The sequence below is a fragment of the Vibrio sp. RW genome (genome assembly GCF_027587105.1).
In the GTDB taxonomy this organism is placed as follows: Bacteria; Pseudomonadota; Gammaproteobacteria; order Enterobacterales; family Vibrionaceae; genus Vibrio; species Vibrio toranzoniae.
Window position 1 is genome coordinate 182,993 of sequence record NZ_JAPPTM010000009.1, and the last position, 15,633, is coordinate 198,625.

The 15,633-nt window shown below is 44.4% G+C and carries 13 protein-coding genes and 1 tRNA gene; 8 read left to right on the top strand and 6 right to left on the bottom strand.

Features of this window, described 5'->3' with window-relative positions:
* Window positions 1-32: 32 nt before the first annotated feature.
* Entirely contained in the window at window positions 33-617 is a 585-nt protein-coding gene (yfbR, locus tag OCT63_RS10920; protein WP_060468161.1) for a 5'-deoxynucleotidase, read from the bottom strand.
* A gap of 197 nt (window positions 618-814) precedes the next feature.
* Entirely contained in the window at window positions 815-2,032 is a 1,218-nt protein-coding gene (locus OCT63_RS10925) for a pyridoxal phosphate-dependent aminotransferase (protein WP_269983713.1), read from the bottom strand.
* A gap of 296 nt (window positions 2,033-2,328) precedes the next feature.
* Between OCT63_RS10925 and OCT63_RS10930 the strand changes: the two genes are divergently transcribed.
* From OCT63_RS10930 to OCT63_RS10960, 7 genes are all read left to right on the top strand, one after another.
* Window positions 2,329-3,636 (top strand): isochorismate synthase, encoded by a 1,308-nt coding sequence (locus tag OCT63_RS10930; protein WP_161674388.1) that lies wholly within the window; start codon window positions 2,329-2,331, stop codon window positions 3,634-3,636.
* A complete protein-coding gene (menD, locus tag OCT63_RS10935) occupies window positions 3,633-5,357 on the top strand; it encodes a 2-succinyl-5-enolpyruvyl-6-hydroxy-3-cyclohexene-1-carboxylic-acid synthase (RefSeq protein ID WP_269983714.1) in 1,725 nt (574 codons plus the stop codon). The genes OCT63_RS10930 and menD overlap by 4 nt, the downstream gene beginning before the upstream one ends.
* A 9-nt stretch (window positions 5,358-5,366) precedes the next feature.
* Window positions 5,367-6,167 carry a 2-succinyl-6-hydroxy-2,4-cyclohexadiene-1-carboxylate synthase gene (menH, locus tag OCT63_RS10940; RefSeq protein WP_161680512.1) on the top strand — a complete coding sequence of 267 codons (801 nt, stop codon included), beginning with the start codon at window positions 5,367-5,369 and terminating at the stop codon, window positions 6,165-6,167.
* Window positions 6,168-6,269: 102 nt separating this feature from the next.
* Window positions 6,270-7,136 (top strand): 1,4-dihydroxy-2-naphthoyl-CoA synthase, encoded by an 867-nt coding sequence (menB, locus tag OCT63_RS10945; protein ID WP_060468156.1) that lies wholly within the window; start codon window positions 6,270-6,272, stop codon window positions 7,134-7,136.
* A gap of 74 nt (window positions 7,137-7,210) precedes the next feature.
* A complete protein-coding gene (gene menC, locus OCT63_RS10950) occupies window positions 7,211-8,218 on the top strand; it encodes an o-succinylbenzoate synthase (protein ID WP_269983715.1) in 1,008 nt (335 codons plus the stop codon).
* Between the two features lie 89 nt (window positions 8,219-8,307).
* Window positions 8,308-9,741: an o-succinylbenzoate--CoA ligase gene (gene menE, locus OCT63_RS10955; protein WP_269983716.1), complete on the top strand. Its 1,434-nt coding sequence runs from the start codon at window positions 8,308-8,310 to the stop codon at window positions 9,739-9,741.
* A 151-nt stretch (window positions 9,742-9,892) separates the two neighbouring features.
* Window positions 9,893-10,057 carry a hypothetical protein gene (locus OCT63_RS10960; RefSeq protein ID WP_202601707.1) on the top strand — a complete coding sequence of 55 codons (165 nt, stop codon included), beginning with the start codon at window positions 9,893-9,895 and terminating at the stop codon, window positions 10,055-10,057.
* A 146-nt stretch (window positions 10,058-10,203) separates the two neighbouring features.
* Here the strand turns inward: OCT63_RS10960 and OCT63_RS10965 are convergent, their stop codons facing one another.
* From OCT63_RS10965 to OCT63_RS10975, 3 genes are all read right to left on the bottom strand, one after another.
* Window positions 10,204-11,124, bottom strand: coding sequence for a YeiH family protein (locus OCT63_RS10965; RefSeq protein ID WP_269983717.1), 921 nt, complete (start codon window positions 11,122-11,124; stop codon window positions 10,204-10,206).
* 106 nt (window positions 11,125-11,230) lie between these two features.
* A complete protein-coding gene (locus tag OCT63_RS10970; RefSeq protein WP_269983718.1) occupies window positions 11,231-13,105 on the bottom strand; it encodes an MFS transporter in 1,875 nt (624 codons plus the stop codon).
* A 17-nt stretch (window positions 13,106-13,122) separates the two neighbouring features.
* A complete protein-coding gene (locus OCT63_RS10975; RefSeq protein ID WP_060468150.1) occupies window positions 13,123-13,713 on the bottom strand; it encodes a TetR/AcrR family transcriptional regulator in 591 nt (196 codons plus the stop codon).
* A 196-nt stretch (window positions 13,714-13,909) separates the two neighbouring features.
* Here OCT63_RS10975 and OCT63_RS10980 point away from each other — a divergent pair, with 196 nt between their 5' ends.
* Entirely contained in the window at window positions 13,910-14,818 is a 909-nt protein-coding gene (locus OCT63_RS10980; protein ID WP_269983719.1) for a Tim44 domain-containing protein, read from the top strand.
* Between the two features lie 581 nt (window positions 14,819-15,399).
* Here OCT63_RS10980 and OCT63_RS10985 read toward each other — a convergent pair.
* Window positions 15,400-15,484, bottom strand: a tRNA-Tyr gene (locus tag OCT63_RS10985).
* Window positions 15,485-15,633: the final 149 nt, after the last annotated feature.

Genomic DNA, 15,633 nt, shown 5'->3' on the forward strand with positions numbered 1-15,633 from the left:
TATTTAACTGATTATATTCAAGTTATACCCAGTTAGCTTATCTCGTCTAGTGATAATTCAAAACTCGGTGCAAAGGTAGTGAGAAAGTAATCCATTTCTGGACTTTTACGCTGTTCGAGTGTTTCTTGCAGTCTACGTTTTGCTTGCTCGTACTCGTGATTTCCAGCGCTGAGTTCTTCCAAACATTTTAAATAAGCACAGATAGTATCTGCTTGCTTAACAATGCTTTGTTCTTCTTTACTTGCTGTCCCTGAAATTAAAAATGGTGCGAAGTCTTCTTGAAACTCTTCCGGCAACATGGACAGTAGCCTTTTCTCAGCTGCTGCTTCTATCTTTTTGTACTCTTGGGCGATGTCTGGATTGTAGTATTTAACCGGAGTAGGTAAATCACCAGTCAGTACCTCACTGGTGTCATGGTACATACCTAACAATGCGATGTGCTCAGGGTTGAGTTGACCATCAAATTTCTTGTTTTTGATAAGCGCCAAAGCGTGCGCGACGAAGGCAACTTGTAAACTATGCTCTGAAATATTCTCGCTTGAGACTGAGCGCATCAGTGGCCAACGTTGGATCAGTTTCATGCGTGCTAGATGGGCAAAGAAATGGCTTTGTTTCATAAGTGTCCTTGCTTAACAATGCTCTACTTGTGTCTTGTAAACAATGCAAGTAGTACGAGATAGGAAATATAAAAAAAGGCCCCTAAACAGGAGCCTTTTAAGCATATAAGTGAATGAATACAAGTTAAAGTATTTTAAAACAGTAAATTGTAGTCATCGTTAGTGGACTAGTTGATAGCAGATTGATTGTTGGCGAACTACTCTTGGCTGTAAGTTGACAAGAAGCGCTCAAGACGACCAATTGCTATTTCTAGATCTTCGATATGTGGCAAAGTCACGATGCGGAAGTGATCGGGTTTTGGCCAATTAAAGCCAGTACCTTGAACCAATAATACTTTTTCTTGTTTAAGGAAATCGAGTACAAATTTTTGATCATCTTTGATGTTGTACATTTTAGTATCGATTTTAGGGAACAGGTACATCGCGCCTTTTGGTTTCACACAAGATACCCCAGGGATCTTGTTGATCAATTCCCATGCTCGGTCACGTTGTTCAAGCAGTCTACCTCCAGGGAGTAGTAGTTCATTGATACTCTGATAGCCACCGAGTGCGGTTTGTATTGCGTGCTGCATTGGCACGTTGGCACACAGGCGCATAGAAGCGAGCATCTCTAGTCCTTCCACATAGCCTTTCGCTAAGTGTTTTGGACCAGTCAAGAACATCCAACCACCACGAAAGCCACATACACGATAAGCTTTCGATAAGCCATTAAAGGTGACCATTAAAACGTCTTCAGCCAAGGTTGATACAGAAGTGTGCACTGCGCCGTCGTAAAGTACTTTGTCGTATATTTCATCAGCGAAGATGATCAAACCATGCTCACGAGCAATGTCCACAACTTTCAACAGGAAATCACGACTATATACAGCACCCGTTGGGTTGTTTGGATTGATCAAAACGATCCCGCGAGTCTTTGGTGAAATTTTCGCGAGTATGTCATCGACATCTGGATACCAATCGGCATCTTCATCACACATGTAGTGAACCGGAGTACCGCCAGAAAGTGCCACTGATGCAGTCCAAAGTGGGTAGTCTGGTGCGGGCACTAAGATTTCATCACCATTGTCCAGTAGCGCCTGCATAGACATCACGATAAGCTCAGACGCACCGTTACCAATGTAAACGTCTTCTACATCAAGGTTGCGAAGACCTTTTTTCTGATAGTGCTGGACAACCGCTTTGCGGGCTGAATAAATACCTTTTGAGTCACAGTACCCTTGAGATGTTGGTAGATTGCGGATTACGTCAACAAGGATCTCATCAGGGGCGTCAAAACCAAAGGGGGCGGGGTTACCAATATTTAGCTTTAGTATTTTATGCCCCTCTTCTTCCATGCGCTTAGCATGTTTGAGTACAGGACCCCTGATTTCGTAGCATACATTGTTGAGTTTTGACGACATCCCGATATTTTGCATTGCCGGTTTCCTGAAATTAATTTAAATACTTTATTAAAGTACCGCAAAATGGGGTTTGATAGAATAAAAATCTGCTGAATGTCGCATTTCCGTGTAACGTCTGGTCTTTTTGCTATCACTATTTTATGAGTTTTAATTCTTAGCGTTGTTGGTTTTAGCTAAGGTGAAGAAAGGGAGCGGGATTGCTTAAAATCACAGGAATGTTGAAAAGATATAGTACATTCTTGATCTAAGTGGATGCTACCCATAAAGTATCAACCTAATATAATAATAATTTAGGTGTGGACGAGGTCGATTTGTCACATTTCCAGCAAACTCTCTCCGCTTTGATTGAGAGAGTACACAATGCCCAAGCAAGCGAAGTTCGTTGTGTTGAAGTCCTAACACAAAAACCATCGTTTGCATTTATAGAATGGCTTCATGCTCAACCTCTCTTTCCCAAATTTTACTGGCAGTCACGCGACACTCGTGAAGAGGTCGTTGCACTCGGTCAGTTACATACTTTTTCAGACCCAGCACCCGCATATGCAATTCTTGGGGAAGACCAGCGAATTTGGGGTGGACGTTCATTTGACGGGCACACCGCTAAGAACCGTCGTTGCATGGAATCGTTTTTCTTCCTTCCTCAGGTTGAATTGATTCGCTTTGATAATACTTGGTCGCTAGCGGTTAATTTATCTCCTGATCGCGTTGCTTCGATTAATGCCTTAAATAAGCTATCTGTTGAAGCGGCGATTTTAGCGCCGTTGTCTGCTCATATTGAACAAATAACCCACGTGCCGGAAAAGGAGCAGTGGGGTAGTTTGGTGAATAAAGTGCTTCAGGGGATCAGTGACGAAGAATATAAGAAAGTGGTTTTGGCTCGTAAAACCACGCTACAGCTCGATGCGCCTATCTGTGCAGCACAATTACTTAAGGCAAGCTATCAACAAAATCATCATAGCTTTCACTTTATGTTGGTGTTGGATTCTAAACACAGCTTTATTGGCTCGACGCCAGAGCGATTGTATAGCCGACATGGTACAGAGCTTGATACCGAAGCGCTTGCTGGAACGATTGGTCGCGGGGAGAACGCAACCGAGGATATGGAGTTAGCAAACTGGCTTTCTCAAGACAGCAAAAACCTCAATGAGAACCAATATGTGGTCGACGATATCATTGAGCGACTGACTCCTCACTCACAAATGGTACATGTTGAAAAGGATGCACGCCTTGTACGTTTGCGTAAAGTGCAGCATTTGAAGCGTAATATCCATGCTCAGCTCAATGCTGGCATTAACGGCGTCCAGTTACTTGCTGCGTTGCAGCCGACTGCTGCGGTTGCAGGATTACCTCGTAAAGAAGCGATGGACTTCATACTTGAACATGAACCGTTTGCTCGAGGTTGGTATGCAGGTTCTGTTGGCTATATCAGCCATCAACGTGCTGAATTTTGTGTAGCGATTCGCAGTGCTTTAGTTGTAAACGATCAAGTACAGCTGTTTGCGGGGGCGGGGATCGTGCCAGGGTCTGTCGCCGAACACGAGTGGCAGGAGTTGAACAAGAAGATGTCGACTCTACTCAGCCTAATTTCAGATCACCCACCTCTGGGTGTAGCGTCATGAACCACGACCAAGCCGTATTAAACAGAGTTTGGTGTAACACATTACTTGAAGAGCTTGCACGCAGCGGTGTGGAACATGTTTGTCTTGCGCCGGGCTCTCGCTCAACGCCGTTAACTCTCGAAGCTGAAGCTAACCCCAAGTTAACCTTACACACGCATTTTGATGAGCGTGGTCTTGGCTTTCTTGCTTTAGGTCTGGCGAAGGCGAGCGACAAACCCGTTGCAGTGATTGTAACCTCTGGAACTGCTGTTGCGAATCTTCTACCTGCCACGGCTGAATCTGGGTTAACACGAGAGAAGCTGATTTTACTTACCTCTGATCGACCAATTGATTTAGTCGACTGTGGTGCTAACCAAGCGATTCAGCAACAGGGTATCTTTTCTTCCCATGTTAAAACGGCGCTAAACCTACCAAGCCCAACCACACAAGTTTCTTTGAACTGGCTTCTGACATCAGTTGATAACGCACTCGCGAAACAACGCAATGTTGGCGGTGCTATTCACATCAACTGTCCGTTCCCAGAGCCGCTCTATTCGAACAACAACGCTGAAATGTATGCGGATTACACCAAGAGTGTGGCAGGGTGGAGAGCATCAACAAGTCTTTATTCCAATACATATCTAGCCAATCATCTGAGCCTGCAGCCTGTTGCGCCGGGTGACTACCTCGCACGAAAAGGTGCGGTGATTATTGGCTCTATCGATAACGAAGCCGCAACCAAAGCCAAGCAGTTTTCTTCTGCTCTGGGCTGGCCTATCTTCTGCGACCCTCAGTCAGGTGTTAACAGTGATTGGCAACACTATGATTTATGGATGCAAAGTGATGTAGCCAAAGCGCAGCTTAGCCAGTGTGATTTTATTCTTCAGTTTGGCGAGCGCATTGTTTCAAAGCGTCTTAACCAATGGATAAAGGAGCAAGCCACTCTGTTTAGTCCATCACAATACGTTGTGGTTTCACCTGATTCGCACCGCATTAATCAAGACCATCTGCCTCAAATTCATATCGTCGCAAACATCGAACAATGGCTATCAGAGCAGCATTTACCAAGCTTACTGGGTGAACATGCTGCTTGGGCGACGCCTTTAATAGAAGTCGCGAATACGGTTCAGCAGTTAGCATTGGCGCAAATCTCTAATAACGACCAATTGACAGAGTTGAGTGTTGCCGTTGACTTGTCGTCTAGACTTAAAGACAGAGAGTTGTTTGTGGGAAACAGCTTGATGGTAAGGCTGGTGGATATGCTTTCATCAATATCTGCGAATCAAGTTTATAGCAATCGTGGCGCATCGGGCATTGATGGCTTGGTAGCGACGGCTGCGGGCGTGATGAAAGCCAACCAGAATCCTTTGATGATGCTGATTGGTGATACCTCTTTGTTGTATGACCTCAATTCACTGGCGCTACTCACTCATAACACTACGCCAATGGTTATAGTGGTCACCAATAACGACGGCGGTGCAATCTTTGACTTGTTGCCGGTTCCCGAGCAACAAAAACAGTCTCTTTATCAAATGCCTCATGGTTTCAACTTTGAACATGCTGCTGCGCAATTCCAGCTCGGTTATGCGGCGCCAGAAACTTTAAATTGCTATCAAAATATTATCGAACAACATTTCGAACAGGGGCAGGGTACCTTGCTCGTTGAAGTTAAGACCCCTCCCGAGCAAGCGTCTACTTTACTAAAACAATTCAGTTCAATGCTTACCGAGGCATTAGCCTAAGGACTTTGTATGCTTTACTCCAATTATTTCCCAGCTTCAAATGTATCTTCTGACAAACCTTTGCTTGTTTTTTTACATGGTTTACTCGGAAGCGGGGATGATTGGAGTGCATGTCATCCATTCCTCGAGGATTTCTCTCGTCTTTGCATAGATTTACCCGGACACGGACAAAGTTGTTTTATCGATCCGGTAGGGTTTGATCATTGCTGCAATAAAATTGTTCAGTGCATTACTTCTCAATTGGCACTCAACAATCTGCCGGCGGACTATCCTATCGTGATTATTGGTTATTCGATGGGTGGAAGGCTCGCGATGTACGGGGTGACACGCCCTTGTTTTGAGACGCTTAACCTAGAGAAAGTGATTATTGAAGGCGGCAATTTTGGCTTAGAGTGTGATGAAGAAAGAGCGCAAAGGTTAGTACATGATACGCAGTGGGCGGTTCGCTTTGCACAGCAGTCGATTGAAGATGTTGTAGACGATTGGTATCAACAAAGCGTCTTTTCTTCACTAAATCATGAGCAAAGACAAACTTTGGTCATAAAGCGTAGTGGTAACCTTGGAGTATCCGTAGCAAATATGTTGTTATCTACTTCGTTAGCTAAGCAACCGGATTTACGTGCCACACTGAAATCTCATGAGCATTTATTGCATTATGTGTGCGGTGAAAAAGATCGTAAATTCATGGAGCTAGCTGAGAATAGTGGCTTTGAATATAGTCAAGTGGATTACGCTGGTCATAATGTTCATTTCGAGCAACCAGAGCTGTTTTCAAACTTGATCATCCAATGTATCGCCAGTTGTCGTTAAACTGATTGAGCGATTCTCTCGTATCAAGCACTATCAAAAGCAGAGCAACACCGTCACGACTATTCGTTAGTCGTGGTCTCTAATAGAACAATGGGAATCACCATGGCTAAAACAGTAGGCATCACAGAAGAAGAACTTTACGCAGCCGTTAATTGGCGCGATGAAAGCAATCAATTCGAAGATATTCAGTACCATAAGTCTGACGATGGTATTGCAAAAATCACGATCGCGCGTCCTCAAGTGCACAATGCGTTCCGTCCACAAACCGTAAAAGAGATGATCAATGCCTTAGCTGATGCTCGTTATGACGAGAAAGTTGGCGTGATCATTTTGACGGGTCTTGGTGAGAAGGCATTCTGTTCTGGCGGTGACCAAAGTATCCGTGGTGACTACGGCGGCTATCAAGATGATTCAGGTACACACCACTTGAACGTGCTTGATTTCCAACGTCAAATTCGTACTTGTCCAAAACCAGTTATCGCAGCGGTATCTGGCTGGGCTGTAGGTGGCGGCCATGTTCTTCACATGATGGCAGACCTTACTATTGCTGCTGAAAATGCACAATTTGGTCAGACGGGGCCTAAAGTGGGTTCATTCGATGGCGGCTGGGGTGCTTCTTACATGGCACGTATTGTTGGCCAGAAGAAAGCGCGTGAAATTTGGTTCCTATGCCGTTTCTATGATGCTCAAGAAGCACTGGACATGGGCCTTGTAAATACGGTTGTTCCTGTCGCTGACCTAGAAAAAGAAACCGTTCGTTGGTGTCGTGAAGTGCTGCAGCACAGCCCAATGGCTCTGCGTTGCTTGAAAGCCGCTCTTAATGCTGACTGTGATGGTCAAGCGGGTCTGCAAGAGCTCGCTGGTAACGCAACCATGATGTTCTACATGACAGAGGAAGGCCAAGAAGGCCGTAATGCATTTAATGAGAAACGTCGACCTGATTTCGACAAATTCCCGCGTAACCCATAACCTTTTCCTCTTCAGAATGAGTCGCTCAATAGCGGCTCGTTTTGTTTTGATGTTCCCCGTTTTTAGGAAGCTTTATGAACTCAGTGAATTCTCATCGCCACGCTAAACTCTACCGATATCAATTACCTATGGATAGTGGAGTGGTGCTGCGTGACAATAAGTTGAACGAACGCGTTGGCTATATCATCCAGCTTGAGTGTGATGGTAAGACAGGTTTTGGTGAGGTCGCACCTTTGCCGGGCTTTAGTCAAGAAGATGCCGAACAAGCTGGTATTCAACTGCAACATGAATTAGAGCTTTGGAACCACAATAATCCTCAAACGCCATTTGATCAGTTATACCCTTCTGTCGCGTTTGGCTTTTCGATGGCGATGATGGAATTACGCGGCGAACTCAACGCTGAAGGGGACTACCAAGCCGCGCCATTGTGTACTGGTGACCCTGACGAGTTGATCCCTGTGCTCAATGAGATGAAAGGCGAGAAGGTTGCTAAGGTAAAGGTCGGTCTTTATGAGGCGATCCGTGATGGCATGTTGGTGAGTTTATTCCTTGAATCGATTCCTGATTTAACGCTAAGACTAGATGCTAACCGCGCGTGGAAGCCGGAAAAAGCGAAGCAGTTCATCAAGTACATTGCGCCTTCATTGCGTCAACGTATCAGCTTTATTGAAGAGCCTTGTCAAAAGCCAGAAGACAGCTTGGCATTTGCCATCGACCATGGCGTTGCGATTGCGTGGGATGAGACACTACAAGAAGCGGTAAGAAGCCCTGAGTTTGACCTCAGCGACCTAACAGGTGTTAAAGCGGTTGTGATTAAACCAACCTTGATTGGCTCGGTAGAGCGTTGTGTTGCTATCATTGAACGCGCGCAGCAACTTGGTATCAAACCCGTCCTAAGTTCAAGCATAGAGTCTAGCCTTGGCTTAACTCAGATAGCGCGATTGGCACAACAGTACTTACCTGATGAAGTGCCGGGGCTTGATACGATTGGCTTGTATCAACAACAGTTAGCAGTCTCTTGGCCGGGTTGTCAGCTTCCGGTCTCAACGCTTGAGCAACAACAATTGATTTGGTCTTCTTAGGCCGAGCTATTTTTCGTTCTGTTTTACAAGTTAGTTGAGTGGCTATTTAATTAACTTCGTCAGTTCTTAATCTATTTTTTGGTTATCTTATGATGCGCCCACAATCTATTCATCACCCGCTCTGGGTACAGTGGGCGCAGCAGAACCCACATCAAACAGCGTTAGATACTTCTAATCGCGATTACACTTGGCTGCAAGTCTCAGTGTTAGTGAGTGAGTACCAACAACAATTATCCCATCAAGGTTTATCTAAAGGTGACGTACTGACGATTGTCGGTAAAAACCAAGCTGAAGTGATTCCAGTGTATCTTGCCGCCTTAAATTTAGGTGTGGTTTGTGCATTTACTATGCCTCAGCCTGCCGCTCGTTTAATGCAAAAGATTGAATCGCTGTATAGTCCATCGGATAGACGTTATCTATGGTTGTTAGAGAGTGGCAGATTAGATCTGTCTGACGTTGCAGACCTGAATACTCAGTTACTTACCTTACCTTGTTTGAATGATCTAGATGGTAATGACAAGCTAATAGCAACGTCAGAACCTCCTAGTTTCAATCCTCAAAACCTCGCAAGCATCGTATTTACCTCGGGCTCTACTGGAAACCCGAAAGCGGTGGCACACACACTTGATCAACACCTATGTTCTGCTGTCGGTTTACTGGATGTATTCCAATTTAAAGGCACGGATACTTGGTTGCTTAGCTTACCTATGTACCATGTGTCAGGGTTGGCGATTGTCCATCGTTGGTTGGCGACTGGTGGGTGCATAAAAATAGGCTCAGGTCAGCTTGAAACCGATATAGAAGAATGCAGTCACGCTTCATTAGTCGCTACTCAACTACATCGATTACTCAAGAGTAAGCAAGCACTTACTTTAACGCATGTACTTCTGGGCGGAAGTCATATTCCAGAGGAACTTGCTCTTCAAGCTCAACAGATGGGCATCGAAACTTGGTTGGGGTATGGCATGACAGAAGCGGCTTCAACGGTGACTGCAAAACCTGTTGATGCAAGCAGCACTGCTGGTTTCGTGCTTAATCATCGTCAATTGAAAATTGAAAACCAACGTATCTATATTGGAGGTGACACCCTCGCTTCCGGTTATTACCATCAAGGTAAATTAACGCCTTTGGTGGATGAGAGCGGTTGGTTTGATAGTAAAGATCTCGGCCAATGGGATGGCGAACAAGTGTCGATAATTGGCCGCGCAGATAATCAGTTTATTTCCGGCGGTGAAAACATCCACTGTGAAGAAATTGAGCGAGCACTCAACCAATTACCTGAAGTTAAACAAGCTTTTGTGGTCCCTGTAGAAGATGGTGAATTTGGCTTTAGACCGATTGCGATCGTCGACTGTGACGAACTACCTACCAGAGATTGGTTTGCAGAACAGTTACAAAAGAGCCTAGAGCGATTCAAATTTCCTATCGAGTATTATCAAATGCCTGAGCAAGAGCAGCAGGGCATTAAGGTATCTAGGTTGGGCTTGGCATCTTGGTTGTTCCAACACAGGAAGTCAAAATAAGCGCCAACATGGAAGTTAATTGTCGATCTGTTAAGTTGAAAGACGGTTAGTTAATTTAGCAATTAGATAGTTCAAAACAGAATTTATTATCTTTATAACCATCCATCATAATAAGGTTCACAAGTAACGGATTATGGAATAAGGTTTTATTATGAAGATAGCCCTCATCATTGCGGTTTTACTGCAGATAGGCCAAGCAGTGACGTCGTCAGGGTTGACGCGATCGTTAGCCGAACTCACCGCATTTGTATTGGTTGTAGTGCTTGTTTTGATGAAAAGAGGGAGCAAGAAGAGTGATAAGCCCCTGTTTGATTAGTGACTGTTCCGAATATAGATGTTTACGCTATAGACAATAAAGGCAAAGCCCATGTGAGCTTTGCCTTTTTATTTTGTCATTCGCTAATCTGTTTGTCTGATTAACATATTAACCAATCTACAGTGCTTCTTTGTGTATTAGGTGTATTAGGCGAGAGTTAACCACGCTAATGAGCCTGTCGAAATCATCACCCAGATAGAAATACCAAACATCAGAGGCTTTGGCCCTGCTGCTTTAAGCTTCTCAACTGAAATCCCACAGCCTATTAAGAAAAGACACACCACCAGAGCGCGCTTAGATAAGTCAAAGATACTTTGGTAGGCCATCTCAAATTGTGGCAATAAGTCACTTACAGCGATAGCGGCACAATAGAAGAAAATGAAGTAGGGAATCGTAATCTTCTTTTGGCCATTTTTGAAGATCATTGCACTGACTAATGCGATTGGGATGATCCAAAGCGCGCGAGCTAGTTTTAATGTTGTTGCTGTGGTGAGCGCTTCCTCACCATACGCAGATGCAGCACCGACAACCGAAGAGGTATCATGAATCGCTATTGCAGCCCATGTACCGAAAGTCTGTTGGCTTAACTCAAGCGCGTGGCCAATCATTGGGAACAAGAATAGAGCGACCGAGTTCAGTACGAATACTGTGGCTAACGCTAAACCAATCTGTTCATCGTCGGCTTTAATTGCTGGTGCTACAGCGGCAATGGCACTACCACCACAAATCGCGGTACCAGAAGAAATAAGATAGCCCGTGGTGCGATCTAACCCCATGCGTTTCGCTAAGAACCAACCTATAACCAATGTGCCGATGATGGTGGCGATAATTAACCCAATACCGTCGCCTGTCACCGCCAATGCTTTCTCAAACTGAATACCAAAACCTAACCCCACAATCGAGTAGGCCAGTAACTTCTTCGTTAGTTTGCCTACTTCCAAGTGTTCTGGCACCAAACCTAAACTTGCCAGCAGAAAACCGATAACAAGCGCAGTCGGTGAGCTAACCCAAGGCGTTAAGCAAAACAGTGCAGCAAGATAAAATGGAACGGACTTTTTTAGGTTCATTGTATTTAGAGTCTTGTTTTGTTGTGGCTTTATTGTGATGAAACCACTATACGTTCAATAAAATGATAAGTAAGTCTAAATGAATTGAACAAACGTTAAGGAAAACTTAACGCAGCGGTCCACGAAGATCAGAGACTGACTGTCGAAGAGTTTCACAAGACGCTTCTTTAGGTGAAATAGGCTCACCAGCTTCTATCTCTAACTTAGTCCAGAAACGAGTTGGTAATCCTTTGCAGGCGCGGCCTTTGTAACGGCTAAAGTAACTGCCCCATAATCCTTTTAGAGCCATTGGAATTACAGGGACTGGAGAGCGTTTGATAATCAGCTCCATACCACGCATGAACTCAGCCACTTCGCCATCAGAGGTTAGCTTTCCTTCTGGGAAAATACATACAATGTGGCCTTCATGCAGGGCACGTTCTACTTCTTTGAAAGCGTTTCGAATCGAACTGCGGTTTGTAGCGGAGATTGGAATGACTCCAGCTCTTTTCAAGAAACGTCGAATCGGTGGCAACTTGGTGTAATCCTCTTCCATCACAAAACGGATCAAGCGAGGGCAAACCGCGCTCAGCAGCAAAGCATCCATATAACTCACATGATTGCATACAATCAACGCGCCGCCTTTTTCTGGCAGGTGATGTAAGTTTTTATGTTTAACTCGGTACATGGTGTGAGTCACCACCCAAGTGAAAAAACGGAACGCATAGATAGGCACCTGATAGAACAGGTAGAACATCACCAAGGTGTTGCCCACCGCGAGCAAGATAAACAGCTGTGGAATTGAAAGCTCTAGAACGCTGAGGCAAACAATACCTAAAACCGCACTTCCTACCATGAACAGTGAGTTGTAGATGTTGAGGCCGGCAATGACTTGCGCTCGCTCGTCTGGCTTTGCTCGTAACTGCATCAAGGAGTACAGAGGGACAATAAAGATACCGCCAGATATCCCAAGCAGTAGCAAGTAAGCAAACAGTGGCCAAAGTTCTGAGTGGGTGACAAATTGGTGAAACGAGCCGAAATCAGGCAACGACTCAGGAATTGATATCGCCATCAATAAGCCAAATATGGATATTCCCATACTACCAATGGGTACGATACCGATTTCAATTCTGTGATTGGATAGTTTGTCACACGTCAACGAGCCAATGGCAATTCCGACAGAGAATAACGCTAGCAAAAATGCGACCGAACTCTCTGTACCGTTTAGATGAAGCCTCGTGAAGTTTGGAAACTGAGTCAGGTAAGCTGCACCAAGGAACCAAAACCAGCTGATAGACATCAGCGCTTGGAAAGTAGGTCGGTCTTTCTTCGCAATCGCCAGTGTGCTGCGGGTCAGCTTAACGGGCTGCCAATTCACTTCTAGATTTGGGGCGTTGCTTGGTGCTTCAGGAATAAAACAGCTTGAGACATATCCGAGAATCGCGAATAAAATGATACTGATAGCGGCGATCAGCTTAGCGCTTTCTTCTGAAGCAATAATACCGGCACCGAGAGTGCCAATCAGGATCGCTAGGAATGTGCCTGTCTCAACTAAGGCATTTCCAGAAACAAGTTCTTTCGTTTCTAATTGTTGTGGCAATAGCGCATATTTAACCGGGCCAAAGAAGGCACTTTGTGTTCCCATTAGAAACAAAAGTAGAAGTAATATTCCGTAGCTTTCGTAGATAAAACCGATAGCACCCAGTGACATAATAACCACTTCAATGAGCTTAATCTTACGAATAAACCAAGACTTTTCATATTTATCAGCCAGTACGCCAGCCAAAGCCGAAAATAGGAAGAAGGGCAGAATAAATAGACCAGCGGCCAAGTTTATGAATAAATTACTGGAGATAGGCAGCGTGTCTACGCTTGCGAAAGCAACAAACAGCAACAGAACATTTTTGAATATGTTGTCATTAAAGGCCCCCAAAAATTGGGTAATAAAGTAGGGTAGGAACCTTTTTTGCGTTAACAGCGAAGATTGGCTGTTGTTGTTCATTCTCTTTCCTTGGATACTTACCAGTTAGTTAAGTAGTTTGAGACTAGGTTATCGATCAACTCTTTACCATCAATAGGTTCTGATGCGAAAAATTTATCGTCGACACTTAATAAAGTAATACCATGCACACCTGACCATAATACTCGGCTGGCTTTAACCACTTCACTTTCCGTGTGTTCAGGAGCAATGGCGACTAGAAGTTGCTCAAGCATACCTATCATTTTATCGATGCGGTTCGACTGCCATTCAGGAAGGTTTTCACCGTTCATGTTGTGCTCAAAAATAAGCTGCCAACGGTGAGGGTGTCTTTGTGCAAAATCGTGGTAGCAGTAGGCAAGATTGAATAGAGCTTGTTGAGGATTGCTCGATTGTTCGACAGCGGTCGCTGATTCAGACGTCAGTTCATCTAATGTTTGGGCAACAACGTGCAAAAGTAGTAGATTGTAGTTCCCAAATACATTCACTAATGTGCTAGGGACGTAACCAATCATATTGGCAATTTTACGTAGACTTAACTCGTGATAAGAGTGCTGATCTAAAAAGTTTGTCACTGTCTTTAAGGTCAGCTGAACTAATTGCTCTCGAGTATGATCGTTTCTTCGTGCCATGATTCGTTTCTAGTAAATGAACATCGTTCAATATTTTAATGATGCCCTCGATAGTCGTCAATCTTTTCGCTAATTAAGCAACCAATTAATAGCCGCAATATTATGATACATGTGTAAATGCCGTGAATATTTCATTGTTCTTTGTTAACGAGTATGATGAAAGGGTCGAAAGATAAAAAACCTATAAAGGATAATAATGAAACGATTTTTCTCACTAGTCGCGATCCTGTTGGTAACAGTCGCGGTGACGCCAATCGCAGAAGCGAAAAAGTTTGGTGGTGGTAAGTCATTTGGCAAAAGCTTTAAAACGGCTCCAGCACCAAAACAACAAAACACGAATTCGATCCGACAAGATCAAACCGGTAAGAAAGCAGCAGCTAACTCTAGCAAGAAAGGCCTTATGGGCGGTCTGCTAGGTGGTTTACTTGCTGGTGGTCTTTTAGCGGCATTCTTTGGTGGCGCCTTTGAAGGTGTCCAGTTTATGGATATTCTGATCATGGGTCTGATTGCTTTCCTAGCGTTTAAGTTCCTACGCGGAATGCTGGGTGCGAAGCAGGGCTCAATGAATCAGCAGAATGCACGTGGTCAACAGCCTGCATTCGGCGGTATGAATCAGAACAAGTTTGAGCAATCAAAGCAACAGCCAAATGTTCATAACTTCGAGCAAGCACAACCTCAATCACAAGGCACTGCTGGTGGCTTCGGTTTTGGTGCACAAAGCGATGTACCACATAACTACCCACCGGGCTTTGATCAAGCGGCCTTCATCAATGGCTCTCGTGAACACTACCGTACACTGCAAGGTGCATGGAACCACAACGAGCTAAACACGATTGAAGAGTACGTGTCTCCAAACCTGTTTGAAGACCTAAAAGCTGAGCGTAATAAGCTAGACGGTGATCAGCACACAGATGTAATGTACGTTGATGCTGAAATCGTTCGAGCTGACCACGACGGTAGCAAAGCACAACTAAGCCTACAGTTTAGTGGTCGTTACCGCGATACAGCGGATGGCATCGAAGAAGATATCACTGATATCTGGCACTTAGAGCGCGATCTAACCACTAACAATGCGCCTTGGCTAATTGTTGGTATTCAAGGTTAATCTCGATAGTTAACTAAAAATGAGTTAGCTAGACATTACTTTGATTATTGAAAGCCCCTACGGAGAAATCTGTAGGGGCTTTTTTGTGTCTGGTTGTATAGAATTGTAAGTTTTCAGAAGAGAGTTTTTCTAGGGCATTACGATAATGCGGCTCTCTGGATTCTCCTCATTTGTAGAAAAACAGTATCATCACGACAATTATTTAGAGTGATACTTTGTGCTAACAGTGAATTAGGCTGAACCAAGTTACTCATCCTATTTAGATATTCAATCGGGGTATCTAACCAAGATAGAGGTGTTAATCGTGATGACTGAGTTTTCGAACCGATAGTAGAACCTGAAATATCATTGCATCAGAAACAACAAATAGTTGAAGAGTATGAGTAGCTTATTTCTACCAATGGCTTAGGTTGCGCCTCTTCTTTAGCTTGTGGACGTCACTGGGAAGTATGGGAAATGATTTCCGAGAGATTACAGTCTTGCAGTGAGAGCTGCGGGTAGGTGCCCGAAGTGTTGAACTTAGAAACGAAAAAAGCCAACTCAACGAGTTGGCTTTTCGATTTTCCAATTAAGGAAGAATATGGTGGAGGGAGACGGATTCGAACCATCGAAGGCAGTGCCGGCAGATTTACAGTCTGCTCCCTTTGGCCACTCGGGAACCCCTCCAGGGTGTGTCTTACTCTTCACAAAGTAAGCCTAAATTGATGTTTTCCCATAAGCCCATCAATCAGGTTGTTCTCTTAACTCTCGAAAGAGATAAGAAGAATATGGTGGAGGGAGACGGATTCGAACCATCGAAGGCAGTGCCGGCAGAT

Excerpts from the sequence above, each read along its gene's own strand:
- yfbR (WP_060468161.1), bottom strand. The coding sequence starts at position 617 with ATGAAACAAAGCCATTTCTTTGCCCATCTAGCACGCATGAAACTGATC.
- OCT63_RS10925 (WP_269983713.1), bottom strand. The coding sequence starts at position 2,032 with ATGCAAAATATCGGGATGTCGTCAAAACTCAACAATGTATGCTACGAA.
- menD (WP_269983714.1), top strand. The coding sequence starts at position 3,633 with ATGAACCACGACCAAGCCGTATTAAACAGAGTTTGGTGTAACACATTA.
- menH (WP_161680512.1), top strand. The coding sequence starts at position 5,367 with ATGCTTTACTCCAATTATTTCCCAGCTTCAAATGTATCTTCTGACAAA.
- menB (WP_060468156.1), top strand. The coding sequence starts at position 6,270 with ATGGCTAAAACAGTAGGCATCACAGAAGAAGAACTTTACGCAGCCGTT.
- menC (WP_269983715.1), top strand. The coding sequence starts at position 7,211 with ATGAACTCAGTGAATTCTCATCGCCACGCTAAACTCTACCGATATCAA.
- menE (WP_269983716.1), top strand. The coding sequence starts at position 8,308 with ATGATGCGCCCACAATCTATTCATCACCCGCTCTGGGTACAGTGGGCG.
- OCT63_RS10960 (WP_202601707.1), top strand. The coding sequence starts at position 9,893 with ATGAAGATAGCCCTCATCATTGCGGTTTTACTGCAGATAGGCCAAGCA.
- OCT63_RS10965 (WP_269983717.1), bottom strand. The coding sequence starts at position 11,124 with ATGAACCTAAAAAAGTCCGTTCCATTTTATCTTGCTGCACTGTTTTGC.
- OCT63_RS10970 (WP_269983718.1), bottom strand. The coding sequence starts at position 13,105 with ATGAACAACAACAGCCAATCTTCGCTGTTAACGCAAAAAAGGTTCCTA.
- OCT63_RS10975 (WP_060468150.1), bottom strand. The coding sequence starts at position 13,713 with ATGGCACGAAGAAACGATCATACTCGAGAGCAATTAGTTCAGCTGACC.
- OCT63_RS10980 (WP_269983719.1), top strand. The coding sequence starts at position 13,910 with ATGAAACGATTTTTCTCACTAGTCGCGATCCTGTTGGTAACAGTCGCG.